The organism is Dermabacter sp. HFH0086 (assembly GCF_000413375.1).
GTDB lineage: Bacteria > Actinomycetota > Actinomycetes > Actinomycetales > Dermabacteraceae > Dermabacter > Dermabacter hominis.
In genome coordinates this window covers 734,326-760,518 of the sequence record NZ_KE340308.1, presented here as the reverse complement: position 1 = coordinate 760,518, position 26,193 = coordinate 734,326, and the positions used below count along the sequence as shown (strand labels likewise).

The 26,193-nt window shown below is 65.0% G+C and carries 20 protein-coding genes and 1 pseudogene; 9 read left to right on the top strand and 12 right to left on the bottom strand.

Annotated features, from left to right (window positions below):
* Window positions 1-11: 11 nt before the first annotated feature.
* The 4 genes from HMPREF1484_RS03330 to phnC form a co-directional block, all read right to left on the bottom strand.
* Window positions 12-1,043 (bottom strand): phosphonate dehydrogenase, encoded by a 1,032-nt coding sequence (locus HMPREF1484_RS03330; protein ID WP_040386779.1) that lies wholly within the window; start codon window positions 1,041-1,043, stop codon window positions 12-14.
* 26 nt (window positions 1,044-1,069) lie between these two features.
* The gene (gene phnE / locus HMPREF1484_RS03325) at window positions 1,070-1,882 is read right to left on the bottom strand and encodes a phosphonate ABC transporter, permease protein PhnE (protein ID WP_369707161.1); all 813 of its coding nucleotides are present in this window, start codon (window positions 1,880-1,882) and stop codon (window positions 1,070-1,072) included.
* A 32-nt stretch (window positions 1,883-1,914) separates the two neighbouring features.
* Window positions 1,915-2,811: a phosphate/phosphite/phosphonate ABC transporter substrate-binding protein gene (gene phnD / locus HMPREF1484_RS03320; RefSeq protein ID WP_016663613.1), complete on the bottom strand. Its 897-nt coding sequence runs from the start codon at window positions 2,809-2,811 to the stop codon at window positions 1,915-1,917.
* 135 nt (window positions 2,812-2,946) lie between these two features.
* Entirely contained in the window at window positions 2,947-3,690 is a 744-nt protein-coding gene (phnC, locus tag HMPREF1484_RS03315) for a phosphonate ABC transporter ATP-binding protein (RefSeq protein WP_016663612.1), read from the bottom strand.
* Between the two features lie 175 nt (window positions 3,691-3,865).
* Here phnC and HMPREF1484_RS03310 point away from each other — a divergent pair, with 175 nt between their 5' ends.
* A complete protein-coding gene (locus tag HMPREF1484_RS03310) occupies window positions 3,866-4,888 on the top strand; it encodes a hypothetical protein (protein ID WP_016663611.1) in 1,023 nt (340 codons plus the stop codon).
* Window positions 4,782-5,129 (top strand): amidohydrolase family protein, encoded by a 348-nt coding sequence (locus HMPREF1484_RS11765; RefSeq protein WP_232049685.1) that lies wholly within the window; start codon window positions 4,782-4,784, stop codon window positions 5,127-5,129. Before HMPREF1484_RS03310 ends, HMPREF1484_RS11765 begins: the two co-directional genes overlap by 107 nt.
* Before the next feature lie 237 nt (window positions 5,130-5,366).
* Here HMPREF1484_RS11765 and HMPREF1484_RS03305 read toward each other — a convergent pair whose 3' ends face one another.
* A complete protein-coding gene (locus HMPREF1484_RS03305) occupies window positions 5,367-5,951 on the bottom strand; it encodes an alpha/beta fold hydrolase (RefSeq protein WP_040386409.1) in 585 nt (194 codons plus the stop codon).
* Between the two features lie 297 nt (window positions 5,952-6,248).
* Between HMPREF1484_RS03305 and HMPREF1484_RS03300 the strand changes: the two are divergent.
* Window positions 6,249-7,555 (top strand): annotated as a pseudogene (locus HMPREF1484_RS03300) (ISL3 family transposase).
* Between the two features lie 93 nt (window positions 7,556-7,648).
* On the opposite strand, the gene HMPREF1484_RS03295 reads toward HMPREF1484_RS03300, so the two are convergent.
* Window positions 7,649-8,977 carry an MFS transporter gene (locus tag HMPREF1484_RS03295; protein ID WP_016663606.1) on the bottom strand — a complete coding sequence of 443 codons (1,329 nt, stop codon included), beginning with the start codon at window positions 8,975-8,977 and terminating at the stop codon, window positions 7,649-7,651.
* Window positions 8,978-9,202: 225 nt separating this feature from the next.
* On the opposite strand from HMPREF1484_RS03295, the gene HMPREF1484_RS03290 reads away from it, so the two are divergent.
* Entirely contained in the window at window positions 9,203-12,058 is a 2,856-nt protein-coding gene (locus HMPREF1484_RS03290) for an FAD-binding and (Fe-S)-binding domain-containing protein (protein WP_051120612.1), read from the top strand.
* A 17-nt stretch (window positions 12,059-12,075) separates the two neighbouring features.
* Here HMPREF1484_RS03290 and HMPREF1484_RS03285 read toward each other — a convergent pair whose 3' ends face one another.
* Together HMPREF1484_RS03285 and HMPREF1484_RS03280 are read right to left on the bottom strand one after the other, a co-directional pair.
* Window positions 12,076-13,008 (bottom strand): hypothetical protein, encoded by a 933-nt coding sequence (locus tag HMPREF1484_RS03285; protein ID WP_016663604.1) that lies wholly within the window; start codon window positions 13,006-13,008, stop codon window positions 12,076-12,078.
* A gap of 113 nt (window positions 13,009-13,121) precedes the next feature.
* Window positions 13,122-14,822 (bottom strand): PHP domain-containing protein, encoded by a 1,701-nt coding sequence (locus HMPREF1484_RS03280; RefSeq protein ID WP_016663603.1) that lies wholly within the window; start codon window positions 14,820-14,822, stop codon window positions 13,122-13,124.
* Window positions 14,823-15,000: 178 nt separating this feature from the next.
* On the opposite strand from HMPREF1484_RS03280, the gene HMPREF1484_RS03275 reads away from it, so the two are divergent.
* On the top strand, window positions 15,001-15,846 hold the full coding sequence (locus HMPREF1484_RS03275) for a hypothetical protein (RefSeq protein ID WP_016663602.1): 846 nt from the start codon (window positions 15,001-15,003) through the stop codon (window positions 15,844-15,846).
* 120 nt (window positions 15,847-15,966) lie between these two features.
* Here HMPREF1484_RS03275 and codA read toward each other — a convergent pair whose 3' ends face one another.
* The 3 genes from codA to HMPREF1484_RS03260 form a co-directional block, all read right to left on the bottom strand.
* Window positions 15,967-17,202: a cytosine deaminase gene (gene codA / locus HMPREF1484_RS03270; RefSeq protein ID WP_016663601.1), complete on the bottom strand. Its 1,236-nt coding sequence runs from the start codon at window positions 17,200-17,202 to the stop codon at window positions 15,967-15,969.
* 105 nt (window positions 17,203-17,307) lie between these two features.
* Window positions 17,308-18,621: a cytosine permease gene (codB, locus tag HMPREF1484_RS03265; RefSeq protein WP_016663600.1), complete on the bottom strand. Its 1,314-nt coding sequence runs from the start codon at window positions 18,619-18,621 to the stop codon at window positions 17,308-17,310.
* A 416-nt stretch (window positions 18,622-19,037) separates the two neighbouring features.
* Window positions 19,038-19,292: a hypothetical protein gene (locus HMPREF1484_RS03260; protein WP_016663599.1), complete on the bottom strand. Its 255-nt coding sequence runs from the start codon at window positions 19,290-19,292 to the stop codon at window positions 19,038-19,040.
* 152 nt (window positions 19,293-19,444) lie between these two features.
* On the opposite strand from HMPREF1484_RS03260, the gene HMPREF1484_RS03255 reads away from it, so the two are divergent.
* Window positions 19,445-20,743 carry a hypothetical protein gene (locus tag HMPREF1484_RS03255; protein WP_016663598.1) on the top strand — a complete coding sequence of 433 codons (1,299 nt, stop codon included), beginning with the start codon at window positions 19,445-19,447 and terminating at the stop codon, window positions 20,741-20,743.
* A 116-nt stretch (window positions 20,744-20,859) separates the two neighbouring features.
* On the opposite strand, the gene HMPREF1484_RS03250 is transcribed toward HMPREF1484_RS03255, so the two are convergent.
* The gene (locus tag HMPREF1484_RS03250; RefSeq protein WP_016663597.1) at window positions 20,860-22,470 is read right to left on the bottom strand and encodes an amino acid permease; all 1,611 of its coding nucleotides are present in this window, start codon (window positions 22,468-22,470) and stop codon (window positions 20,860-20,862) included.
* Between the two features lie 269 nt (window positions 22,471-22,739).
* On the opposite strand from HMPREF1484_RS03250, the gene HMPREF1484_RS03245 reads away from it, so the two are divergent.
* The 3 genes from HMPREF1484_RS03245 to HMPREF1484_RS03235 are packed head-to-tail and all read left to right on the top strand — an operon-like array spanning window position 22,740 to window position 26,189.
* Window positions 22,740-24,107: a glutamine synthetase family protein gene (locus tag HMPREF1484_RS03245; RefSeq protein ID WP_016663596.1), complete on the top strand. Its 1,368-nt coding sequence runs from the start codon at window positions 22,740-22,742 to the stop codon at window positions 24,105-24,107.
* Entirely contained in the window at window positions 24,100-24,834 is a 735-nt protein-coding gene (locus tag HMPREF1484_RS03240) for a gamma-glutamyl-gamma-aminobutyrate hydrolase family protein (RefSeq protein WP_016663595.1), read from the top strand. The genes HMPREF1484_RS03245 and HMPREF1484_RS03240 overlap by 8 nt, the downstream gene beginning before the upstream one ends.
* Window positions 24,831-26,189 (top strand): aldehyde dehydrogenase, encoded by a 1,359-nt coding sequence (locus HMPREF1484_RS03235; protein WP_016663594.1) that lies wholly within the window; start codon window positions 24,831-24,833, stop codon window positions 26,187-26,189. Before HMPREF1484_RS03240 ends, HMPREF1484_RS03235 begins: the two co-directional genes overlap by 4 nt.
* The last annotated feature ends 4 nt before the right edge of the window (window positions 26,190-26,193 follow it).

Genomic DNA, 26,193 nt, shown 5'->3' with positions numbered 1-26,193 from the left:
GATGGAACTGATCATATCGCAGGCGTCGGAACGGGAGATGCGGTGCGCTGGGGACGGTTGACAGCGCCGTCGGGCACCTCGCCGGCAAGCGCCTGCAGGATAGCCTTGCCAGCATGTTCCTCAATCGCGAGCCTCGCGGAGGCCACAGCGGACCCGAGGTGCGGAGTAAAGAGAGTGCGGTCCTGCATCGCCCGGAGCTCCTCTGGCACGTCCCGAGGTCGGTCCGGGCGCGAGAGGTCCTCGAACTCGAACACGTCCGAGGCGAATCCGCCGAGGTGTCCGCGACGTAGCAGCTCAGCCACGGCGACCTCGTCCACTACGGAGCCGCGACCGACGTTGACGAGCAGTGACCCCGGACGCATGGATTCCAGTCGGGGCCGGTCGAGCAGGTGCAGGGTGTTCACATCTAGCGGTGCGCAGACCACTACTGCATCGGTGCGCGCCAGCAGCTCCGACAGCTCCACACGCTCCATCTGCAGATCTTCCTCACCGGACACCGGCGAGGGATCGCAGTAGAGCAGATTCGCCTCGAACCCGCTGAGCAGTCGCGCCACTGCCCGGCCGAGCCTTCCCGCGCCCACGAGGCCGATTGTCGAGCCCACGAGCGTGCTTCCATAGAGCGTCGGTCGCCATCCTGCGAGGCGGGCCCGCACCGCGCGGTCTCCTACCGCGATGTTGCGCGCGAGTCCGATGAGCAGACCGACGGCGAGCTCAGCCGTGGGTTCGGTGAGGAGGTCCTCTACCCGCGTCAGCCAGATCCCGCGCTCGGTGCACGCGTCGGCATCGATGTTGTCGTGGCCCTTGAGAGCGCCGGCGACCACCTGCAGGCGCGGACAGGCGTCGAGGAACTCCGCGGTGATTCGATCCGGCATGAACGCCATGAGGGCGTCCGCGTCCGCTGCCCTTCGTCGCAGCTCCGAGGCGGGCAGGCTGCTGTCGCTCTGGTTCGCGATCACCTCGCAGGTGTCAGTGAGCATCTGAAGGATCAGGGGATGCACCCGGTGGGTGAGGACCACCACCGGGCGGTGGCGGGTCTCCGTCATATGCGCATCCATCGGATGTTTGTCTGTCATTGGAACCTCTTCCGCAACGCTCCGCCGAGGGCGTCGACCAGGGTGACTGTGGCTAGGATGACGAGCAGGATTGCGGCGACCTCGTCGTACTGGAGGGTGCGGAGGGCAGCCATCAGTTCGAAACCGATACCGCCGGCTCCGACGACGCCCACGACCACCGAGGCCCGGAAGTTGAGCTCCCAGCGGTAAACGGTCGTGTCAGCCATTTGCGGCAGAACCTGCGGCAGGATGCCGTGCAGGATCACCTGCGCCGGGCTGGCACCAGTCGCGCGGGCGGCCTCGACAGGCGCGTGATCGGCATGCTCGATCGCCTCGGCGAAGAACTTGCCCACCATCCCCGCGGAGTGGATCCCCAGCGCCAGCGCTCCGGGCAGAGCGCCGAAGCCGACGGCCGCCACGAAGACGATGGCCAGGATCAGCTCCGGCACGGAGCGCAGCACGTTGAGGATGAGCCGGGCGACCCAGTAGACAGCCGGATGCGGCGCGGTGTTGCGCGCACCGCACAATGCCAGCGGAACGGAGAGCAGCACCGCCAGTGCGGTGGACGCGATGCTCATCGTCATCGAGTCCCACAGCGGGCCCCACCAGCTGTTGAGGTTGGTGAAGTCCGGGACCCACATCTCGCTCAGCAGGTCGGCGATGTCCGTCAGTCCGGTGATCATGCGGGCGCCGTCGAGCATCCCGACGACCCACCAGCTCACCAGCACGGTGACGAGGACGAGTCCGGTGACAGCGACCGAGCGCCTCCAGCCGGACCGTGCCTTGTCGGAGATCCGCAGGTAGTCCTGCTCTCGCCGCTCGTCCACCAGGCCGACGGTGCTCGCGCTTTCCGTGCTGGTGCTCACTGGTAGTCCTCAAGGTCGATGTCGAGCAGAGGTGCGAGCTCGCGCACCGCGTCATAGTCCGCGTCGGTGACCTTTTCGAACCCGGCGGCGTCGAACGGTTCGAGCACCGCCGGGTCCTCGAGGTCCAGGAATGCTCTCCGCAGCTTCTCCTTCAGGTCTTCGGGGAGGTCTGACCGCATGGTCCACGGATAGTTGGCGTAAGGCTCGGACTCCTGGACCTTGACGACCTTCGTGGGGTCGATGAGTCCCTCTTCGACCATGCGCTCATAGATGGGCAGGCTCATGCCCCCCGCATCCGCATTGCCGTTCTGGACCGTCAGGGCCACCGCATCGTGAGAGCCGACGTACTGCTCTTCATAGTCGCCGTGGTCAACTCGCAGGCCCGCGTCTTCGGCGAGCATGGCCTTGGGGATCAGATGGCTCGACGTGCTCGCCTGGTCGCCCCACGCGACAGTCTTGCCGGCGACATCGTCGAGGGATTCGATTCCGGACTCGCTGTTGGCGATGAAGACCGACTGGTAGGTGGGGTCCTCGCCCTCGACTTCCTGCAGTGCGGCAAAGGGTTCAATGTCGGCCTTCGCCTTCGCGAGGACGTATGACAGCGGGCCGAAGTAGCCGAGATCGAGGCGGCCGCGGACCATCGCCTCGATCATCGAGGAGTAGTCGGTCGTCACCACGAGCTCGACCTCCATCCCCAGCTGCTCCTCGAGGTAACTCTTGAGTGGTTCATTGTTCTTGATGACCTCCGAGGCATTCTCATCGGGAAGCAGCGCAACCCGAAGGGTTTCGGGGGCGGCGCTTTCCTCGGAGGCGGCAGTGCAGCCGGAGAGGAGAAGGGCAAAAGCCGTCAGGGCTGCTGTTACGGCTGCGGTGAGGCGGGGGTGTCCAAACACGGTGATTCACTCCTGTTTCAGTTGATCGAGGGCGATCGGGTGGGTCGATTTATAGGTGACGGGTGGGTGCGGAGACTGGGGTCAGGGAGGCTCGATCACGAGTCGGTCGTCGACGGGAAGGGAGGCATCCTGAGCCTACGGCTCGTCGCGTACGTCTTCGTAGATCACGCGGAGGTCATCGTCGTCGACTTCGTCTGCGGGACCGTCGTAAACGATCCGGCCATGGGCGAGGCCGACGATGCGGTCGGCGTGCTCGAGCGCGAGGTCGATCTGATGAAGGCTGGCGACGAGAGTGATGCCGCTCTCCTGGCAGACGCGGCGCAGCAGCTCCATGACGCGACGTGCGGTAGCGGGATCGAGGCTGGCCACGGGTTCATCGGCAAGGATCAGATCCGGTTGCTGGGCGAGTGCGCGGGCGATCCCCACACGCTGCTGCATGCCGCCGCTGAGGTTGTCGACTCGGGTGAGGGCCTTGTCCAGCAGTCCGACACGGTCGAGCGCCTCCAGGGCGATGCGCTCGTCGGCGCGGCCGAACGGCAGGAGGCTGCGCCAGAAGCTGTAATATCCGACCCGGCCGAGCAGCACATTCCGCAGCGCTGTGTAACGCGGGGTGAGCTGGTGGTGCTGGAACACCATCCCGGTGCGCCGGCGATGCCGTCGAAGGTCGCCGCGCGTTTCGAGCGACGGCACGCCGTCCGCTCGCACGCCTCCCGTGCTCGGCTTCACGAGCAAATTCATGCACCGCAGCAGCGTGGACTTGCCAGCTCCCGACGGGCCGAGAAGCACGGTCACTCTCCCGGCCTCGATCGAGAGGTCCGTGGGTCCCAAAGCCTGCACGCCGCCCTTATAGGTCTTACTGACGTCGACGAGTTCGATCATGCCAAGTCCTCTATATGATTCCTGGTAGCCTCCGCAAAGGTATAGAGGATTTGTGAACTCCAAGGGGAGTGCTGGACAACGGCGTGAGAATCAAGGATGAACAGGGCATTCTTGTGGGCAGCCGTTCATGAGGCGTCCACATGAGGGTCAAGACCGGATGGAAGGTTGTCTGGCCATGACATCCTTCACCTCGGACCGCCCAGTCTCCGATCTCGTGATCGGCCACGCCACAGCAGTGCTGCCCAACGGGGTGATCGACGACGCCCGGGTGGTCGTCCGCAGCGGTCGAATCGCTCACGTCGGGCCGCATCCACGTGGCACTGCCTGTGACCTGGATGCTCGCGGCGCACACGTGCTGCCCGGGTTCGTCGACGTCCACAGCGATGTGCTGTCGCGAGATATCCGTCCACGGCCCGGTGTCGTTCTCGATCCCTCCTTCGCGGTTGCGTCTGCGGGTGCCCGGCTTCGTGCGGCAGGCATCACTACCGCGTTCCACGGCCTGGCCTTCCAGGAACGGTCGATCGTGGGAAGACCGATCGATTCTCCCGCAGCGTCCGAACTCTCGGGAGCACTCCGTCGCACTGACGACACTCAAGTCGATCATCAGGTTCTGCACCGGCTCGATGTGCGCTGCGAATACGGACTTGCGCTGCTCACGAAGGAGTTGGAGTCATCGGAATCGGCACCTCAGGACGAGATGTGTGCACTGCATCCACAGGGGCCGAACGATGGTGATTCGTGTCTTCCGGGTGGACGAGTGCCCGTCGTGTCGCACGAAGACCACACGCCGGGGCAGGGACAGTTCGCCGACCCAGCGAAAATGCAGAAGTGGCTGGTTGACAGCGATCGAATGAGTGACGACGACGCTGCTGATCATGTGGAATGGTGGCGCAGCAGTCGTGACGAGCGCCTTGCTGTGCGTGACCGTACTCTGTCGTGGTTGGAGGGCTTGGTCCGGGCAGGTTCCATTCGACTTTTCGCCCACGACCTCGCGACACCGGAGGAGGTGTCGGCGGCTGCCGACCGTGGCTGTAGTGTGGCGGAGTTCCCGACAACAGTCGCGGCTGCCCGTGCGGCCCGGGATCACGGGATTGCTCATCGTCGCGGGGGCACCGAACATCGTCCGGGGAAGATCTCACACCGGCAACGTACCGGCATCCGAACTCGCATCTGCGGGCCTGATCGGCTCGTTGGCTAGCGACTACATCCCCACATCGATGCTTCCGGGCGCACTGCGACTAGTGCGTGATGGAATTGCAACGCTTCCCCAGGCGGTGCGGCTCGTGACTTCCGGTGCAGCCGCCTGTGTGGGTCTTGACGACCGTGGCTCTCTGACCGAAGGACATCGAGCCGACCTGATCCTCGCCGACCTCACCAAGAGGTGGCCCTCCACTCTCTCCCTCACAAGAGGAGTTCTTATTGGTGGGCGACCAAGATGAGAGGATCAGCTGATCTCTGAGGTGGAGCAAGCTCACCCGCAGGGAAAGAGTGGGGGAGGGTGCAAAACGCGAGACGAGTCGTTCCATGTTGCTGTCTCATAGGGGGCTGTTCTGCGTCGGCCTACCGACCAACCTGCGCGTAACGCCGCACTCATTCAGACGAACTGCACGATGTTGCCGTTCCTCAGAAACCACCCGCAAGAACGTCACCGGGCGGTGCCAGCTGCGGAAAGACTGTCAGAACTCTTGGCTCAGCAGCCATCTCTGCAATACGGCGGTGAGCCGTTCGGGCGCGTCGAAATGGATCAGGTGACCGGCCTCGGGCACGAGGTGCAGCTCGGAACCGGGAATGAGCTCTGCGAGTCGGTGGGCGCGGTCAACCGGGATCCAAGCGAACACTGCGGAGTTGTCGGCGACGAGGCGGAAGAACTCCGAGCCCCGCGGGGCCAGAGCAACCACGTCGACCAGGGCCAATGAGTTGTATTCAGCGTGGTGAAACAGGTGAGCGCGAAGGGCCACTGCGCCGCCGTAGTCGTGGGCGACCATGTGCGGATCGGCCAGGCCCCAGTGATCGAGCAGATCCGCGAGCAACGCAGCCTGGGCGCTGAGCGAGACGTCCTGCCCGTCAGCCTTCGTCGATGTCCCATAGCCGAGCATGTCCCACAGGTGGACCGTGAAGTCAGCGCTCAGGGCGTCGGCCACAGGCCGCCACACGGCTGACGACCACGGGGTGCCGTGGCAGAAGACCACCGGCGGCCCCGACCCGTACCGCGACCACTGAACCTCATGACCATCGCGCCACACGAACGTCTCCTCGAGCATCTCACCATCATCACTGCACCAGCGGTTCGCGACTACCCCCCGTGCGCCGCCGGTCGGCGAGAAGACCGATGAAGCCGAGAAGAGGGGACGGGAACCAGGTGAGCGACTGTCGGGTCCCCGCGGAACCTGTATCGAACGTTACGGCCGCCCTGCAGCCGCCTCCGGTGCTCACTCGTCGGTAAAGGGGCTCTTCATGAACGAGGGTGTAGTCGGTTGAGCGCGTCGGTGGCCGGGTAGGGGTCGAGGTCTCCCGGATGATGGAAGTTCTTCACGCTCGCCATCCCGAAAGACCTCGACGTGCTCCACCCTACTTTCGCGACCCCTGACCTGACCACGTTCTGCCGCCTCGACGAGCTCGGCCTCGTCGCCGTCGGCCAGCTGATCGAGCCGGATCGGGCCACGATCGAATGCCGCGTCGTCGAGGACGACCCGTGGTGTCGGAAGTGCGGTGTCGAGGGCGTGCCGCGGGACACGGTCACGCGTCGACTGGCGCACGAGCCGTTCGGGCACCGGCCGACGACCCTGCTGGTGCGGGTGCGCCGGTACCGGCCGGACACTGCCGGCGCACGTGGCGGCAGGACATGACGCGGGCAGCGGCGCCGCGTGCGAAGATCTCCCGCGGCGGCCTGGAGTGGGCGCTGCGGGGCATCGTCATCGACCACCTCACCGTCACCCGCGTCGCCGTAGGTCTCGGGGTGTCCTGGAGTGCCGCGAACGCCGCCGTCCTCGCGGAAGGCAAGCGGCGCCTGATTGACGACCCCGCCCGGTTCGACGGGGTCACCACGATCGGTGTCGACGAGCACGTCTGGCGACACACGAGGCTGGGCGACAAGTACGTCACCGTGATCATCGACCTCACGCCCGCGAGGAACAAGACCGGGTCGGCGAGGCTGCTGGACATGGTCGAGGGCCGCTCCAAGGCGGTGTTCAAGCAGTGGCTCGCCGCCCGCCCTGCGGACTGGGCGAAGCGGATCGAGGTGGTCGCGATGGACGGCTTCGCCGGGTTCAAGACCGCTGCCGCCGAGGAACTCTCCGACGCCGTCCCCGTCATGGACCCGTTCCACGTGGTCCGCCTCGCCGGCGACGCGCTGGATGTCTGCCGGCGTCGGGTCCAGCAAGACACCACCGGTCACCGCGGGCTCAAGGGCGACCCGCTCTACAAAGCCCGCCGCACCCTGCACACCGGGGCGAGCCTGCTCACCGACCGGCAGCGGGCACGCCTGGACGCAGTGTTCGCGAGCGAGGAGCACGTCGAAGTCGAGGCGACCTGGGGCATCTACCAGCGCATCGTCGCGGCCTACCGGGAGCCCGATAAGAAGAAAGCGAAGGCGATGATGCAGGAGGTGATCGCTGCGATCAGCAGCGGCGTTCCCGCGGCGCTCGTCGAGGTCCGCAAGCTCGGCCGGACCATGAAGCAGCGGGCGGGCGACATCCTCGCGTTCTTCGACCGCCCCGGCACCAGCAACGACCCGACCGAGGCCATCAACGGGCGACTCGAACACTTCCGCGGCTCCGCCCTCGGCTTCCGCAACCTCACCCACTACATCGCTCGGTCGCTGCTCGAAGCCGGAGGGTTCAGACCCGCGCTACACCCTCGTTCGTGAAGAGCCAAGAAAGCACGGCTACACCCGCATGCGTCGAGAGCCAGGAAGGGGGCTTCGGCGCGGCGCGTGTAGCCGTGCGTGTGTTCTGGGGGTTTACTCGTGCGCGCCGGGCAGGTGTGCCTGCCAGGCGAGCGCGACCTCCACGAGCGTGAGGATCGCGATCACGGCGCCGCCAATGAGCATCGCCGTGTAGCTGAAGATCGTGCTGAGCGCCGCGAGGAGCATTGGCACGAAGAAGCCAAGGTAGGCAATCGAGTAGAACACGGCGGTGAGGCCGGCAAGGTCGTCGGGCCCGGCGAGGCGCTGAACTTCGCTGAGGCCGGCCACGAGCGCGAGGCCGTAGCCGCAGCCGAGGGTCGCGGCGGCGATAAGGCCGATCGTGAGGCTCGTCGTGGAAGCAGCACCAGCAGCGAACACCGCGCCGGTCGCCACGATCGCCATGGCGATCACGGAGGCACGCGCACTTCGATGCGTGTCGATCTTCTTGCCAACGGTCTGGATGCCCACGCCGAAGCCGAGGGTCACGGCGGTCATGATGCCCGCGAACGCGATCGGGTAGTCACCGGCGCGATCCTTGAGCAGAGCGGGAAGGACGGCGTAGGCGGTGCCACATGCACCGAAGACCCACGGGGCAACGGGAAGCACCACGCGCAGGAAGCGTTTGTGCGCGGCCTTCGGAACGATGAGCTTCGACATGAGCGTCTCGGCACCCGAGGCGGGTTCATTCTCGGCAGGAAGGTGACCTGGTGTGCGCGTTTCGGGCGCGGTGAAGAGCCACAGGCCGGTCACGATCGTGATGAGGATGTGCAGCGCATACGAGGTGCGGGTTGGCCACGGGCCCCACTGCGCGAGGATTGCGGCCACGAGGGCACCGGCAAGGAAGCCGGTGGTGAGGGCGAGCGACGCCCTGCGGGCGCCTGCGGCGGGGTTGGCTCCGGAGGCGTCGGAAATTTCCTTGATCCACGCGGTGCCGATCGCCATCACGAGACCGAGCGCAAGACCGCACAGGATGCGGCCGATGCCGATCATGAGGGGCGAGCCGGGAGCAAACATCAACATAAGGCTGCCGAGGAGGCTGAGCGGTGCGGCGGGCAGCAGAATCGGGCGGCGACCGTACACGTCGGAGAGGGGCCCACCGATCATGAGAGCCGGGACGATACCGAGAACGTAGGCACCAAGCAGACCATCGACGACGAGGTCGGAGAAGTGCGAGACCTCGCGATACATCACGAGAAGCGGGGTGAATTCGTTACCGCCCCACGCGATCGCGAAGATCGACGCCGCCACCGGCCACCACGCGCCGGCCGGGAGATCCGGCAGGGGGCGCGAGTCTTCGGGGAGGGTTTCGGGAATCGCTTCGAGTACGTGGGCGTGGTCCGACGCCGGGACGGCCGGCATCGAGGCCGTGTCAGTGGCGCTCACTGGCTTAAGTCTCCTTGGGGTACGAGAAATGTGGATGGGATGCGACTTCGCCGGCGCCAGCTCCTCTATCTTGACGTGAGCGCCGTACGAAACGCTAGCCTTTCTCCCCGTTTTGTATGTCATTTCATAACTACCAAGCGTTGCGGAATCGCCACTCCCCCATCACACGGTCCCATGCCACTCGGGCTAGGCTTAAGGCGTCGTCTACGCCTAACCGGCGCGCCCATGGAGGATTTCGTGAACACCGCCCCCGCATTCGTCACCGCTGCCGTGCGCGACGAAAGCCGCATCCAGACTCGACTGATCGACAGGGTGGCCGCAGCAAGCGACGCCTCCCACTATCTCTTCACCCCCGAAGCGGTCGTGCTCGCCGATACGGCACGCGAAGTCGCCGCGATCCTCAAGGGCGCAAACGCCGCCAAAAGCCCCGTCGCCTTCCGCTCGGGCGGCACGAGCCTCTCCGGCCAATCCGCAAGCCCGCACGTCCAGATCGACGTGCGCCAAAACTTCCGCCACATCGAAGTCCTCGACGAGGGCGCGCGCGTGCGAGCCGGATCGGGCGCCACGATCGCGCAGGTAAACGCGCGCCTTCGCCGCTTCAAGCGCCGCCTCGGCCCCGACCCCGCAAGCGAGGCCGCGTGCACGATCGGCGGCGTCGTCTCGAACAACTCGAGCGGCATGGCCTGCGGCACGGAGTACAACACCTACAAAACCCTCGAATCGATGGTCATGGTGCTACCGTCGGGCCTCACCCTCGACACGAGCGATCGGGAAGGGGCCGACGCTCGCCTGCGCACCAACGCGCCCGACATCCACGAGGGCCTCTTGCGCCTTCGCGAAAGAGTCGTGTCGAACCCCGAGAGTGTGCGCATCATTCGCGAACGCTTCGCACTCAAGAACACGATGGGCTACGGCATCAACGCCTTCCTCGATGCCGAGCGCCCCATCGACATCCTCGAAAAGCTCGTGATCGGAAGCGAGGGGACGCTCGCGTTCATCGCCGAGGCGACGTTCCGCACGGTGCCGATCCCGGCGCTCACGACGAGTGCGCTCGCCGTGTTCCCCACGCTCGATGCGGCTACCCGAATCCTGCCCGAGCTCGTGGACTCGGGGGCGGCGACGCTCGAGGTCATGGACTCGACCTCGATCGCGGTGGGCCAGAGGCTCGCCCGCGTGCCCGAGCAAATCCAGGGCTTCGCGCCGAGCACGGAAGCGGCACTGCTCATCGAGTACCGCGACGATGAGCACGAAAAACTCGCCGCGGCTCAGCGCGCCGGCGAAGAAATCCTGCGCGCCCACGAGCTGCGCTCCCCCGCCGTTTTCTCCGAGGATCCACGCATGCGCGCGACGGCGTGGGCGCTGCGCAAGGGGCTCTACGCCTCCGTCGCGGGCGCGCGCGAAAGTGGCACAACCGCGCTCCTCGAGGACGTCGTGGTGCCGCCCGCGAACCTCGCCGACACGTGCGGTGACCTGCACGAGCTCTTCGACGAGCACGGCTACGAGAACTCCGTGATCTTCGGCCATGCGAAAGACGGCAACATCCACTTCATGCTCACGGATCGCTTCGAGAGCGACGCGGCCCGCGAGCGCCTCGGCGCCTTCACCGAGTCGATGGTGGACGTGGTGCTCGCTCGCGGCGGCAACCTCAAGGCCGAGCACGGCACGGGCCGCGCGATGGCGCCGTTCGTGCACCGCCAGTACGGCGACGAGCTCTACGCCGTGATGAAAGAGATCAAGCTCCTCGTGGATCCCGCGGGGATCCTCAACCCGGGCGTGCTCATCGAGGACGACCCGAAGGCCCACCTCGAAAACTTCAAGCTCAACCCCACGATCGAGGTCGAGGCCGATCGCTGCGTCGAGTGCGGCTACTGCGAGCCGGTTTGCCCGAGCAAGGACCTCACGCTCACGCCGCGCCAGCGCATCGTGGTGCGCCGCGCCGAGGAGCGTGCCCGCAACGCGGGCGATGCGGCAACGGCGGATGAGCTCGCCAAGGACTACGACTACGAAGGCATCGACACGTGCGCCGTGGACGGCATGTGCGTGACGGCGTGCCCCGTGGGGATCAATACGGGGCTACTCGTCAAGCGACTGCGCCGCGAGAACACGAACGCAGTCGAGTCCGGCGCGTGGAAGGCCGCGGCAGCGTCGTGGGGTGCGATCACGCGCGGCGCCGCGGTTGGGCTCTCGGTCGCGGATAAAGTTCCGGCGCCTGCCGTGGGGGCGGCAACGAGCGTTGGCCGACGCTTGCTGGGCGAGGACACCGTGCCGAAGTACACGAAGGACCTGCCGGCCGGCGGGAAGGCTCGTGGCGCCCTCGGCGAGCGCGCCGAGGATCGCGCGGTCGGCTCTCACCTGCCCGGCCGCCTGTTCGGCGCGCCCCATGGCGAGGTCGCGGGCATCTATGTTCCCGCGTGCGTGAACACGATGTTCGGCGGGGCCGCACCGGGTGGAAACGTCGTCTCCGCGTTCGAAACACTCCTCGCGAAGGCGGGCCTTGCGCTTCTCATCCCGAAGGGCATCGACTCGACGTGTTGCGGCACCCCGTGGACGTCGAAAGGCAAAGCCAAGGGGCACGAGGTCATCTCAGCGAAGACCCGAAAGGTGGTTGACGCCGTGCGCGAGCTCGACCTGCCGATCGTGAGCGACGCCGTGAGCTGCACCGAGGGCTTCGCGGCGATCCTTGAGCGCGACGGCGCCGACGTGATCGACGCCGTGCAGTTCACCGCCGATCATCTCCTTGAGCGCCTCGACATCGACCGGTCGAGCGAACACCTGGTTCTCCACCCCACGTGCTCCTCGACCCAAATGGGGCTCAACCCCGCTCTCACGAAGGTCGCCCAGGCCGCCTACGCGAAGGTCACCGTGCCCGACGCGTGGGGCTGCTGCGCCTTCGCGGGCGATCGCGGCATGCTCCACCCCGAGCTCACCGCCTCAGCGACGGCAGCCGAAGCGGCCGAGGTCAAGGCTCTTGACGCCGACTACCACGCCTCCCTCAACCGCACGTGCGAAATCGGCATGACCCGCGCGACGGGAAAGACCTACCGCCACGTGCTCGAGCTACTCGCCGAGCGCGCGCGGTAGGCCTTCGAGGTTATTCCTTAGGCGGCGCCGCGCTCGAGCAGGAACGCGCGCAGCTCAGCGAGGTCATCGGCGCCCACGACGTCGATGCCCGCATCGAGCTGCATCTGCCACAGGATCTCGCGACGCTTGGGCAGAAGCTCGGGAACACCCCACAGGCGCGAGCGCGCGCCGATCGCGTGGGCACCGTCGGAAAACTCCTTGAGTGAACGGAACTGATCCTCCGGGCGCTCACCGAAGCCCTGCCAGCCCCACGTCTCCCAATCCTCCGAGATGAGTGGCATGTCGAGCGAGCTGATCTCACCGCCGAGATCACCCTTGTGGCCGTCGGCCGAGCCGAACCGCACCGGGTTGTCCTTGATGAGATCGTACGGGCGACCTCCCGTGTAAACGACGCGCACGGGGTTCTCGACGACCTCACCGCAGCGGTTCACGTGCCAGAACACGTCGCTGTAGGGCGCAAGCAGCTTCTCGATCGCGGGCAGCTGCTTCTCCCCCTGATCCTTGATGTCGATGAGGAGCTGGAACGGGCCGTCGTAGCCGGGGAACACGTGACCGCCGTTCGAGCGCACGAGCGCCGCGAGCGGCTTCACGTAATACTCCTCGAGGGAGCGGCCGCTCGCCGTGCCGAGGCGGGTGTGGCCAAGGAGGATCGCGCCGCCCTCAAACCACACGTCCGCCTCAACCGAGCAAAAGCCCTGCGCAAGGGCATCCCACAGCGGGTGCGTGTGCAGGTAGTCGTTGTGGGCGTGAGCGCGAGCGAGCGGGCTCTTCGGCGCCCATCCCTCGGGCGCGGGATTCTTCAGGCGCGCATCGAAGGGGTCGTCGAGAAGGCGCGGGGTGTCGTTCTCGTCGCGCTCAAAAAGCGGTGACGCGCTCGCGGGCGCGAGGGTTGCGGCACTCGCGGCGGTCGCGGCGGCTGCGGTCAGGAAGGTCCGACGGTTGAGAGCCATGCGGGGTGTCCTTTCATGCGGTGTGTGTCCTGGGCGGGCGATGGGAAAGGGGCTCGATTCCGCGGGGCATAACCCCCGCGAAACCGAGCCCACTCGTGTTCACGAAACCGTGATCACTCGACCTCGAAGAAGATCGGGTTGGTGTACATCCAGGTGTCGATCCACGGGCTTCCTGCGCCGTTCTCGCCACCGTGGGGAATCGGGCCGGCCGGATCAACATCGCTGCCCATCGGGCCCACACCCGAGCGCTTGCCATCGCTTCCGCGCAGGCGAAGGTAGCCGCTTTCCTCGACGGCGCCGAGGTCGAATTCGACCGTGAACTTCTCACGCCCGTGGCCCGCGGTGTCCTTGCGCTCAACGACCTTGGTGTGAGGGGCCGTCGTCGTGTTGACGTCCTCGACCGGGCCAGTGATAAGGCCGCGGATGAGGTCGATGTGCGCGAGCTCGGGGAGGATCCCCGCGGAGTTTTCCTTCGTCGTGGGTGTGACGGTCACGCGCAGGCCAAGCTCGGTGCCGGCCTTGACCTTGAGGGTGTCGCCGAGAGTCACGGGCTTGGCGCTGTCGTCCTTCGCGAAGAGAACGACCTCGAGGCCGGAGATGAGGTGACCGTGCTCAATCCAAATGCGGCCGGCGCGCATGGCCTCCATGACCGCCTCGTAGGAGCGGCTCGTGGCACCCACGTGCGTGCGGGAGAATTGGCCGGGCCAGTAGTCGCTTCCGCCCTGAGCTTCGTTCGTGTTGACGGGAACGGGGCGGCGACCCGCACGGTTGAAGTTGCCGAGGCTCGCACCTTCCTCCCAGCCGTCACCCTTCGGGTAGTCGCCCACGCGGTAGGTGTCGTGGGTCTTGAGGTGGAAGTCGGAATTCGAGGTGATCCAGTAGCGGCGGCCCTCAGAGAGCAGCGAGTCCCACATGCCACCCACGACCGAGGTGAGGTAGTCAAAGCCGCCGCGCGTGCGGAAGGCTTCGTCGGGGTAGTGCGGCGAGGAGTCAGGGCGGCGGCTGTTCTCGTACTCACCGCGCTGGTACTTCGGGTGGCGGTTGAGGCCGAACGCTGAGCCCTGAGCGCCAGGGGCGCCCTCCATGCCGAGGTAGATGTCGCGGTCGGCATCATGCCACGCGCGAAGCTCGCGCGGCGAGTCGATGCAGTAGCGGCTCGGGTGGTTCGCGATCACGATCGCGTCATCGATGAAGCCCTCGCGCTTCCGCTCGCCGAGCCAGGCGATGGCCTCACACGCCTTCTTCTCCAACTCTTCTTCGGGAGATTTGAGCGAGGGCTTTTCCCAGTCGTTGAGCTTGCCATCAAACTCGAGCTCGAAGGTGCGCAGCACGCGGGCCTCGTTGATGCCGGGGGCAATGAGAACGGTGCAGTGCTCGGCCGCGGGGATGTACCACTCGATGCCCTGGAGCACCATGAGCTTGCGCTCGTCGCGGGCCTTGCGGATGAGTCGATTCGCCTCCCACACGCCGCCCTTGTTGGCATGGCCCCAGTTGGAATGCTCGGTGAACGCAATGACGTCCACGCCGAACTCCTCGGCCTTATCCATGATCATGTCCATCGTGTACTTCGCATCGTGGCTGTAGAGCGAGTGCACGTGGTGGTCAACGACGAGCCATTCAAGACCGGTCTTCGCGGGCGCGAGATCCTTGCCTTCGGCCGCGTCGGTGGTGGTCACGGGGGTTTCTTCGGCGATCGCGGCGCCGGTGGTTGCGGCCGCGGCAGCACCGAGGGCACCGGCGGCAACGCTGCCGCGGAGCACGGTGCGTCGGCTCGGGGCGAGCGAGGAGGCTTGGGGGGAGCGAAGCTCGGTCATGGGGAATCTTTCTCTCAGGGCGTCGGGAAGACCAATCAGAACGCTAGAGGGAGGAAGTGAATGGTGGGTGACGGGAAGGAACTGGGGCCGACACCGGCCGGTTACCCGCCGTTCACTAAGGCCTGTCACAGTTGTCCTCGCTAACCCACCCCCCGCGCCCCAAGGAACGTGTAGAACCATGCAGCTCTCCCTCTCGCTCCGCCGCGCGGCTGCCCTCGCCGGCGCCGCAGCGCTCCTCGCCCTCCCCCAGGTTGCCGCAGCGGCAACCGAGGTCACCCTCGACGATTCCGTGACGGCCACGATCGAGAATGCCGAGGGCGTCCAGGCACACGGCGCACTCGATGCAGACCCTTTCACCTACACCGTGAAATCTCGCGTGAAGTGCGAAGAGCCCTACGTTGACGGCGCCCGCACCGTCTTCGTCCAGGGCGAAGGCGCCAAGGCGACCCGCGTCGTCATGTCGGGCATCGACTCTCTCGAAAAAGACGGCACGGTCGTCAACCCGATCGACGCAAGCTTCGTGGACGTCGCCGCAGAGGGCAAGGCAAACCTCCAGATCGAATGCGTGAAGATCGACAACGGCATTCCTCAGCCGGCACCCCAGGCGATCGTCCAGCCGCTCACGATCACGAAGGAAGAGTGGAAAATGGAGGGCGTGAGCTTTAAGGAAGCCGCTCCTGAAGAGTCTTCCGACGAAACCCCAGAGAAGAAGCCGACCGATTCCGCACCGGCTCCCGCACCCGCACCGGCTCCCGCTGCCCCTAAGCCCGGCGAGAACGACCAGGAAGCACCGAACAAGCCTTCGCCGGACGAGGTCTCGCCCGGCAACGCTGACACGGGCAAAGCCGATTCGTCGAAGCAGGCCCCCGCGAAGCCCTCGAAGTCCTCTAAGCCCGCGGGGCAGGCGAGCGGCGCTCGCGGGTTCATGCCCCGCACTGGCGCCGAGATCGCCGCGACGGCAGTTCTCGCTCTCGCGCTGATCGGCGGCGGCATCTTCGCCGTCGTGCGCATGCGCAAGAACTAAACAGCACGACGCACAAGGGAGGGCCCGGGCAACTGCCCGGGCCCTCCCTTGTCGCAATGAGGCGCGCACCGCGCGCGAATGCACTTCTCAGAGGCTGGCTACATATAGCCGAGGGAACGCCTAGCCCCAATACACCTCGCGGGTCGCCGGCTCCGTCTTCGCCACAAGCTTGCCGTCCCTGTAGGAGCGAACGACGGGCGCGTTGAAGTTGAGCGCCTCAACCCAGTTCGGCGCATCGAGCACGATAAACCGCGCGGGGTTGCCCACCTCGATGCCATATTTGTCGAGGTGGAGGGTGCGCGCCGCATTGTGGGTCACAAAGTTGTAAGACTCCGCGATCTGCGGGTAGCCCATCATCTGCGTGACATACAGGCCGTTCAGCACAACGTCGCGGAGGTTCCCCGTCCCAAGCGGGTTCCACGGGTCGCGGATATCGTCGGTCCCGAAACTCACGTTGATACCGGCCTCCGTGAGCTCCTTGACGCGCGTCACGCCGCGGCGCTTCGGGTAAGTATCCATGCGGCCCTGCAAATGCGTGTTCACCATCGGGTTAGACACGAAGTTGATGCCGCTCATCGTCAGCAGGCGAAGCAGACGAACGAAGTACGCGTTGTTATAGGAATGCATCGCGGTCGTGTGCGAAGCGGTGACCTTCTCCCCCATGCCGAACTCGAGGGCGCGCGTCGCAAGAGTCTCGAGGCCGCGCGAGGCCTCATCGTCGATCTCATCGCAGTGCACATCCATGAGCAGGCCACGATCACGCGCAAGCTCGCACGCGAAATTGAGGGAATCCACCGAATACTCGCGCGTGAACTCGAAGTGAGGAATCGCGCCAATCGCATCGACGCCCATATCAGCGGCCTTGACCATGAGATCGCGGCCATTCGGGAAGGAATCGATACCCTCCTGCGGGAACGCCACAATCTGGAGCGTAATGAGGTCGGCAAGCTCGTCACGCAGCTCAAGCAACGCACGAAGCGCCGTGAGCTCAGGATCGGTCACATCCACGTGCGTGCGCACGTATTGCACACCGAAGCTCGCCTGGTCACGCGCGACGCGGCGCACGCGAGTTTTGACATCCTCAACGCTCAGAGTCTTCTTCCGCTCGCTCCAGCGCTCGATCCCCTCAAAAAGCGTGCCGCTCATATTCCACTTCGGCTCGCCCGCCGTGAGAACCGAGTCGAGGTGAATGTGGCTCTCCACAAACGGCGGGAGCGCGAGGCGCCCCTCGGCGTCCCATGTCTCTTCGCCCGGCTCCGCGGTGAGATTCGGTTCGATGTGGGTGAAGCAAGCGTCGAAAATGCGCAGGTCAACCGAGCCCTCCCGGCCCGGTAGCGTGACGTTCTGGATGAGCACGGGGCTGCCTTTCTATTGAAATGGAGTGGGACGGGCGGGCAACGCCACCCTGGACGGTGGCGGCGCGACCCTCGACGATGCGGGCCGCGCCGCCCGCAGAAGGTGTTAGCGGCGCTTCGTCAACGCTACGCCCACGAGGTGAATAGCGACCGCGACGGCGACCGCGTTGAGGGCCGAGATGCCCCACGGCACGAAGTAGCCCACGAAGCCGCCGGCGATGACGCCGAGAACCGCGTGCCACGCGACGGTCTGCTCCGCTTCGGTCGAGTCCACGTACGCGTGCTTGCGCACCAGGAAGTCAGCGATGAGGATCGCACCGATCGGCGGAAGTGCCGCGTTGAGGAAGCTCAGCCAGCCCACGAAGTTGTCGTACAGCCACAGCGCGCTCACCGTACCGAAAATGCCCGCGATGAGAGTCATGGGGCGGGTGCGCACGCGCGTGATGTTCGAAAAGCCCAGGCCGGAGGTATACAGGGCGTTGTTGTTGGTCGTCCAAATATTCGCGCCGAGCACGAGAATCGCAGGAATCGCGAGACCCTGGGCGATCATGACGTAGAAGATGTCGTCCTTGCCGGTGAACGCGCCGCCCACCGCACCGAAGCTGAACATGAGGGTGTTGCCAAGGAAGAACGCGATCACCGTCGTGATGACGGCAACCTTCGCCGAGCGAGCAAAGCGCGTGAAGTTCGGGGTCGCCGTGCCGCCCGAAATGAAGGAACCCACGACCATCCCGATGCCGGTCACGATCGGCATCGAGCCGCCACCGAACACCTCGACGAGACCGCCGGCCTTGCTGGTTGCCGTGACCATCGAGTACGTGCCGAGGATCGCGATAAGAGGAACGGAAATGAAGGAGACGACCTCGATCGCTTTCATGCCGAAGTAAGCGGAAGCGGTCATCGCGGCGCCGGCGGCGATCACGATCCACCAGGGGCTGATGTGGAGGAGGTCGGCGACGGGGATACCAAGCATCGCCACACCCACGCCGAACCATCCCATCTGGGTCAGGCCCACGAGGGCGGAAGCCAAGAGCGAGCCGCGACGGCCGAAGGCGCGGCGGGCGAGGAGGTCAAGCCCCATGCCGGTCTTCGCGCCAAGGTAGGCGAGGCCACCGGTGTAGATCGCGAGCACGAGCCCACCGAGCGTCGTGGCCCATACGAAGCCGCCAAGATCGAGACCGTTGCCGATCTTCGCGCCGACGCTCATGGAGGCGGAGAAGAAGGTAAATCCGAGCATCACGAAGCCAACGGCCCAAAAACCGTGGCGCGCGGATGCGGGAACTGGGGTGAAGCTGAAGTCGGCGTCGTGGCCGCTTGCTTCGGTCGGGTCCGGCCCCGAGGCCGTCACTGCGGTCTCGTCGATTGAGGGGCTGGCAATAATGGGGGTGGTTGCGGGGCGCTCAGGCGCTGTGGTGCTCATGCACATTCCTCACGTGAAAACGGGACAAAGGCATGGCTGTACCCGGATCACATGAAGTGCTCGCATGGCTCTCTGTCCATGTCCGTGCACAACCGTTGGAAGGCTAGCACCCATCCCGCGCCCTCGGGAGCGATTCGAGGCTTCTAGTGGCGCGGCTCGCGTATGCGGGCAGCAATTCTTCATGCGGCCCGACTCCCCCAGCTCCCGGCTCCCCCAGTTGCTCAGCTCCCCCAGCCACCGGGCTCCCCCAGCTGCTCAGCTCCCCCAGTCACCGTCGCACTTCATGAAAAAAACTGAGCCGCCCCCGGCTCAACAGCCAGCCAACAGCCCAGTCTCTTCATAGACCGAAACGGCCCGCATCAGTGTTGCGAACCCGAACGGCAGCACCTCAGTGCTGCGAACCGGACGGCAGCGCCTCAGTGTTGCGCCGCAGCCGCGTCCCCATCGCCTCCATCGCCGAGCTCATGGGCCTTGTCTTGGGCAGCACCCGCAACGTCAACGACCTTGTCGGTAACGCCCTTGGCCTGCGGGAACTTCTCCTCGGCCTTCGCGGCGAGGTCAACAACGGCGTCGGCCGCAGCATCAACGCCCGCGGGAAGCTTTTCCTTCGCGGTGTCCGCGAGGGACTGCGCGACGTCCTTTACTTTGTCGAGGGGGCTGCTGTCGTTCATTGGTACTCCTTAGGAGGGGGGCACCCCGCGGGGGCGCCACTTTTTTAGCGTTGAATGATTTTACGAACACTTTGTGCGAGCAAACAGAGAGCGCCAAAACTGCTGTTCGATAAACTCAAGCGCCGGATGTTTCCCAGCGAAAGGCGTTTCACGTGGCCATCTCGAACCTCACTGTCTCCCAGCCCGGCCCCACACCGGGGATCAGCAAAGGCGGCACGGAGTTCGATGTCGTGATCCTCGGCGCGGGCCTCAACTCGCTCAACGTCTCGATTGCCTTTCACAAGGCCTACGGCATGCGTTCACTCACCGTGATGCGCACCCCCATCGCGATGAACGAACGCACTGTCACAAGCGCTCACGTCGCTATCGGTGCCGAGGCAAGCGAGTGCGATCTCAAGGACGCGCTCGTTCAGCTCGCGAAAGACAAACCCGTCAAGCGACCTACCCTCATGCTCGCGAATGCCGATTCGTTCATCTCCTTCATCGACACGTACCGGGCCGAGCTCGAGGAGCACTACCTTCTCGCGCAAGTCGATTCCGCTTCCCTCGCGACACTGGCCGATAAAGCCCACTTCCAAGAAGCGTGCAACGAGCTCGACATTCCGACGATCCCCACTGAAGTCGTGGACTTCTCCCGGTACGGCGGGGCCGATTTCGACGCGCCCGAGCAACTTCCCTGGGCCTACCCGATCATCGGCAAACCCGCGAACACCGCCGACTATTCGCGCGTCAAATTCCCCGGCAAGCGCAAAGTATTCGTGCTCAAGTCGCAAGCCGAATACAAGGAACTCGTGGCAAAACTCGGGGACGCTGGCTTCACGGGGCGCTTCCTTTTCCAGGAGCTCATCGAGGGTGATGACACCTCCGAATACTCGATCACCGGCTATCGCTCGCGCTCGGGGGACGTGACGCTCACATGCGCGGCGCAGGTGCTGCTCGGCGAGCACACACCCGATGCGCTTGGACGCCCCGCAGCGATGCTCACCGGTCCTCACCGCGGAATCGTCGCGCAGTTCGAAAAACTCCTCGACCACGTGGACTACGTCGGCTTCGCCAACGTTGACCTCAAGGTCGACCCGCGCAACGGAACGGCCTACTTCCTCGAACTCAATCCGCGGCTCGGGCGCAACAACCACTACGTCACCGCCGCAGGCGGCTCCTACCCCGAGCACATTGTCGCGGACCTCATCGACAACGCTCCCCTTGAGCGTGTGCGCGCCGAGGAGCAGCACCTCTACTCGATCCTCCCCACGCGCCTCGTGAAGCACTACGTCACCGAACCCGAGCTGCGCGCTCAACTCGATTCCGCCGTTCGTGCCCACGGCGTGGACAACCCCTACCGCTACGCCCCGGAGGGTGCATGGATGAGGGGCTTCGCTCTCGCTTCGGGTCTCCGCCAGGTGCAGAAGTTCCGGAAGTACTACCCGAAGGCCACGCGCACCGGGTTCTAACCGCGCGTGAACCTCATGGACGGTCCGGGGAAGCCGCAGGGCTTCCCCGGACCGTTTCGTATGAGCAAAGAATGAGAGACGCCCGTGAGGAAAGAATGAGGACCGCCCGTTGAGACCTAGTCTCGAGCGGGTGCGGCCTCGCTCTCACTGGGCTGATCGCTGAGTTCACCGTCATCCACGAGGTCGTCGAGGTTCACGACGTCGAGGCCTCCCGAGAGCGCGTACTCCTCTTCGGGACTCATAATGAGCCGGTGGCGGCCCCACAGCCAGAAGGTAATGAGCATGACCGCGTAGATCACGATGATCGCGATGATCGCGGGCAGGTAGTCGGGGTTGAGGAGGAAGCCCAGGAAGATGAGCGCGGAGATAACGGCGGCGATGATCGCACCAAAGTTTCCCCACGGCGATTTGTAGGGACGCTTCGCGTTCGGGAATCGCTTGCGCAGCACGAGGAACGACACCATTTGCATGAGGTAGGCGACGACGGCACCCCAGGCAGCGATGTTGAGGACAACCGCACCGGCGATTCCACCCTCACCACCGGCAAGATCGACGCCCACAAGGGCGCAAAAACCGATGACGGCGCCGGCGATAAGGGCAACCCACGGCGTCTGCGTGCGCCCCGTGAGCGAAAGGAACTTCGGGTAGTAGCCCGCACGCGAGAGCGAATACATGTTGCGCCCGTAGGCGAACATGATGCCTTGAAGCGAGGCAAGCAAGCCCACGAGAGCGAAGAGTGCGAGGACGGCAGCGAGGCCGTCGCCTACGATCGCGCGGAAGCCGTCGAGGAGGGGTTCGCTTGCCCCGGCGGTCGTTTCCGCGCCGAGCACGCCGGTGTTCAGAACGAGCACGAGAAGGCCGGTGACGACGAGTGTGAAGCGCGCCCACAGTGCCGCCTTGGGAATGTCGCGGACGGGGTTGTGGGCCTCTTCGGCTGCGAGCGGCAGCTCCTCGATGCCGAGGAAGAACCACATGGCAAAGGGCAGCGCGAACAGGATCGGGAGGAAACCGTGGGGCAGGAAGGCCGAACCGCCTGCGTCGGGAACGATGTTGAAGAGTGAATCCCATGAGAAAGCGCCGGAGAACAGCGCCATCGCACTAAAGACGAGCAGGATCACGATCGAAATGATCGACACCAGGATGGCGAACCTGAACGATACCGCTGCGCCCGAGGAGTTCAGCGCCACGAAGATCGTGTAGAGGATGAGCCACCACACGGGTTTTGGCAGGTCAACACCGAGGAGTTGCGATACGACCGCGTCGGCGTAGCCCGAGGAGAAGTAGACGATCACGGCGGTTGTTGCGACGTACTCGATTGTTTCGGCAAGGCCCGTCACGAAGCCTGCGTAGGGCCCCATCGCCGCTCTCGCGAACGAGTACGCGCCTCCGGTGTGGGGCATGGCGGCGGCCATTTCGTTGATCGAGAAGATGAGGCCGTAGTACATGACGATGAGAATCGCGTAGGCGATGAGCATCCCGCCGAAGCCCGCGAAATCCACGCCGAAGTTCCAGCCGGAAAAGTTACCGGAAACGACCGCGCCGACCGCGAGGCCCCAGAGTCCGAAAATGCCGGCCGCGCGCTTGAGCTGACGTTTTTCAAAATATTCGGTATCCGCCGTTCGATAGGTAACGCCACCGACCTTGGTGACTTCCCCCGATTGCGTGGAGGGCGAGGCAGGTGATGCTGCCGCGCGTTGAGGAGATTGACGATCGCTTTGATCAGCCATTGCATACCTTCCGTAGTGACGAGACCACGTTGACTCGTGTGTGCTGCCCCACACTACTCGCCTAATGGTTGGATTTCCACGCTTTTGTAGAAATTTATTGACGTGAGTTGTAGACAATCAACCCAGAACACCCAGAACTTTGCCAGACTTTCGGGTTGCATAGCTCACACCATGTGGTCTAATGGTTGCCAGACCGATGTTTAGTCAATGGCTTGCATCGCCACGTAAGGGCCCCGCCAGGCCACACCGAAGCACAATGAGGAGCTTCCATGTCAGGCAACGAAGGAATGCTGACGTTCTCAGAACTCACCAACCGCATCCACGCCGGCGATATCGACACCGTGATTCTCGGATTCACGGACATGCAAGGCCGACTCGTAGGCAAGCGCATCTCCGCTCGCCTCTTTCTCGACTCCGTCGCCGAACACGGAGCCGAGTGCTGCAATTACCTCCTCGCCGTCGACATCGACAACAACACGGTGGACGGCTACAAGATCTCCAGCTGGAAGAGCGGCTACGGCGACATGGTCATGAAGCCAGACTTGGCCACGCTGCGCCAGGTCCCGTGGATCGAGGGCTCCGCACAGGTCACCGCGGACCTCCTCACGACCTCGGGCGAGGAAGTCGGCCCCGCCCCGCGCAGTGTCCTCAAGAAGCAGCGCGCTCGCCTCGAGGAGCGCGGCTGGACGTGCATGGGCGCGACGGAACTCGAATTCCTGATTTTCGACGACACCTACCGTGAAGCGTGGGCCAAGGGCTACAACGACCTCACCCCCGCAAGCGACTACAACACCGACTACGACATCCAGGCCTCCACGCGCCTCGAACCGCTTCTTCGCGACATCCGCAACTCCATGGATGCCGCCGGCATGTACTGCGAGGGCGTCAAAGGCGAATGCAACCCCGGCCAGCAAGAGATCGCTTTCCTTTACGACGACGTGCTTACCACGTGCGACAACCACAGCCTCTACCGCACGGGCGCCAAGGAGATCGCCGAAAGACACGGCAAGTCCATCACCTTCATGGCGAAGTTCAACCAGCGCGAAGGCAACTCGTGCCACATCCACATGAGCCTGCGCGACAAGGACGACAACCCCGTGTTCGCCGATGAATCCCGCGAAGGCGGGCGCAGCGTCATCATGGATCAGTTCCTCGCGGGGCAGATCGCCGCGGCGCGCGAACTCGCCCTCATGTTCGCCCCCAACATCAACTCTTACAAGCGCTATCAGCCCGGCACATTCGCACCGACCACACTCGCGTGGGGCCTCGACAACCGCTCGTGTGCCTTCCGAGTCGTGGGCCACGGCAAATCGCTACGCTTCGAGAACCGCATTCCCGGCGGCGACGTCAATCAATATCTCGCGATGGCCGCGATGATCGCCGCGGGTCTCCACGGCATCGACAACGAGCTCTCCCTCGAGGACGAGCTCGTGGGCAACGGCTACGAAAGTGACAAGCCGAGGGTGCCGACGACGCTCCGCGAGGCCGCCGACCTGTTCGAAAACTCCGAGATTGCCCATGCCGCCTTCGGCGAAGACGTCGTCGAGCACTACACGCGGGCTGCCCGGGTCGAACTCGAGGCGTTCGATGCCGCCGTCACGGATTGGGAGCGCGTGAGGGGCTTCGAACGTGGCTAGCGCACCCATCATCGGTATCTCGACATACCTCGAATCTGCCACGTGCGGGGTATGGGATACGCGCGCATCCTTCCTGCACGAGGCCTACCTTCAGGCGGTCCTCGATGCTGGAGGCGTGCCCGTCCTGTTGCCCCCGCAACCGTCGGAACACGAACGCGCTGCCCAGGTCCTCGCCCGCCTAGACGGGCTCATCCTCGCGGGCGGGGCCGACGTCAACCCGGCTCGGTATGGCGAGCAGCCGCACGAGAGGACCGGGGCGCCGCGCGATGATCGCGACGAGTGGGAAATCGCTCTGTACGAGGCGGCATGCAGCACCGGGCTGCCCTTGCTCGCGATCTGTCGCGGCATGCAGATCGTCAACACCGTCCACTCGGGAACGCTTATCCAGCACCTGCCCGACGTCGTGGGCTCGGATCAATACCAGCCTGCCCCGGGCGTGTTCGGCTCGGTGGACATCGAGATCACCGATGGCTCGACGCTCGCGAGCATCCTCGGCGGCAGCGCGCACGATATCCCCGTGTACCACCATCAGGCGGTAGCGAAGGTTGGCAGCGGTCTCACGGTCACCGCCCGCACGTCCGACGGCACCATCCAGGCCCTCGAGTCCCCATCAGCACGGGGCTTCTTCCTTGCCGTCCAATGGCATCCCGAACAGCAAAGCGACGACCGCAGACTCTTCGAAGCCCTCGTCAATGCTACGCCCCATACCTCTAAGGAGCGCCCATGACTACGTTCGACATCATCAACCCCGCGACCGAGGAGTTCATTCGCAGCATCGAGCTCGTCGACGTCGAAGCGACTGACGACGCCATCGCCAAGGCCGTCGTTGCACAAAAGCGCTGGGCGGCCACCGCTCCAGCCGCGCGAGCACAGGTTCTACGGAGTTTTGCCCGCATCGTCGCCGAGCACAACGAGGAGCTCGCCCAGATCGAGGTTGCCAATGCCGGCCACCCCATTGGGCAAGCCCGGTGGGAAGCGCAAAACGTTGCGAATGTCCTCGAGTACTACGCAGCAGCGCCCGAAAGGCTCATCGGCGAGCAGATTCCCGTCGAGGGCGGCGTGAACGTAACGTTCCATGAGGCGGTGGGCGTCGTCGGCATCATCACCCCGTGGAACTTCCCCATGCCAATCGCCGCGTGGGGCTTCGCACCCGCGCTCGCGGCTGGCTGCGCCGTGGTTCTCAAGCCCGCCGAATGGACACCACTCACGGCGATCCGCATTGCCGAGCTCGCCCTCGAGGCCGGCCTTCCCGAGGACCTTCTCACGGTTCTTCCCGGCAAAGGGTCGGTCGTCGGCAACCGGTTCGTCACACATCCCGACGTGCGAAAAGTCGTGTTCACCGGCTCAACGGCAACGGGAAAGACGATCATGCGTGGCTGCGCCGAACAGGTCAAGACCCTCACGCTCGAACTCGGCGGAAAGAACGCGAACATCGTGTTTGCCGATTCCGATCTCGAGAAGGCAGCCGCCGCAGCTCCCGCGGGGGTTTTCGACAACGCCGGGCAGGATTGCTGCTCGCGCTCACGGATCCTCGTCGAAAAGTCCGTGTACGAGAAGTTCATGGAGCTCTTCGAGCCCGCCGTCAAGGAGTTCCGGGTTGGTGACCCCGCGAAGGACGACACCGAAATGGGGCCGCTCGTGGCGAAAGCCCACCTCGACAAGGTCACCGGATACGTGGACGACGAATCGCTTGTCGCCTTTAGAGGGAGTGCACCGTCGGGCCCCGGCTTCTGGTTCCCGCCCACCGTGCTCACGCCCGAGCGCACGCACCGGACGGTTCACGAGGAGATTTTCGGCCCCGTCGTCACCGTGCTGCCGTTCGAGGACGAGGCCGATGCGCTCGCCCTCGCAAACGACACCGAGTACGGGCTTTCGGGGTCGATCTGGACTCGCGACATCGGCCGCGCGCTTCGCGTGTCGCGCGGGGTCGAGGCGGGAAACCTCTCCGTCAACTCCCACTCGTCGGTGCGGTACTCCACGCCGTTCGGCGGGTTCAAGCAGTCCGGTCTAGGCAGGGAACAAGGGCCCGACGCTCCCCTCGCCTTCACCGAAACCAAGAATGTCTTTTTCGCGCAGGACTAGCCAT

Coding starts and splice junctions, on each gene's coding strand:
- HMPREF1484_RS03280 (WP_016663603.1), bottom strand. CDS start 14,822: ATGACCGAGCTTCGCTCCCCCCAAGCCTCCTCGCTCGCCCCGAGCCGA.
- HMPREF1484_RS03290 (WP_051120612.1), top strand. CDS start 9,203: ATGGAGGATTTCGTGAACACCGCCCCCGCATTCGTCACCGCTGCCGTG.
- HMPREF1484_RS03305 (WP_040386409.1), bottom strand. CDS start 5,951: ATGCTCGAGGAGACGTTCGTGTGGCGCGATGGTCATGAGGTTCAGTGG.
- HMPREF1484_RS03330 (WP_040386779.1), bottom strand. CDS start 1,043: ATGACGGAGACCCGCCACCGCCCGGTGGTGGTCCTCACCCACCGGGTG.
- codB (WP_016663600.1), bottom strand. CDS start 18,621: ATGAGCACCACAGCGCCTGAGCGCCCCGCAACCACCCCCATTATTGCC.
- HMPREF1484_RS03275 (WP_016663602.1), top strand. CDS start 15,001: ATGCAGCTCTCCCTCTCGCTCCGCCGCGCGGCTGCCCTCGCCGGCGCC.
- phnC (WP_016663612.1), bottom strand. CDS start 3,690: ATGATCGAACTCGTCGACGTCAGTAAGACCTATAAGGGCGGCGTGCAG.
- HMPREF1484_RS03250 (WP_016663597.1), bottom strand. CDS start 22,470: ATGGCTGATCAAAGCGATCGTCAATCTCCTCAACGCGCGGCAGCATCA.
- HMPREF1484_RS03310 (WP_016663611.1), top strand. CDS start 3,866: ATGACATCCTTCACCTCGGACCGCCCAGTCTCCGATCTCGTGATCGGC.
- HMPREF1484_RS03245 (WP_016663596.1), top strand. CDS start 22,740: ATGTCAGGCAACGAAGGAATGCTGACGTTCTCAGAACTCACCAACCGC.
- HMPREF1484_RS03285 (WP_016663604.1), bottom strand. CDS start 13,008: ATGGCTCTCAACCGTCGGACCTTCCTGACCGCAGCCGCCGCGACCGCC.
- HMPREF1484_RS03235 (WP_016663594.1), top strand. CDS start 24,831: ATGACTACGTTCGACATCATCAACCCCGCGACCGAGGAGTTCATTCGC.
- HMPREF1484_RS03260 (WP_016663599.1), bottom strand. CDS start 19,292: ATGAACGACAGCAGCCCCCTCGACAAAGTAAAGGACGTCGCGCAGTCC.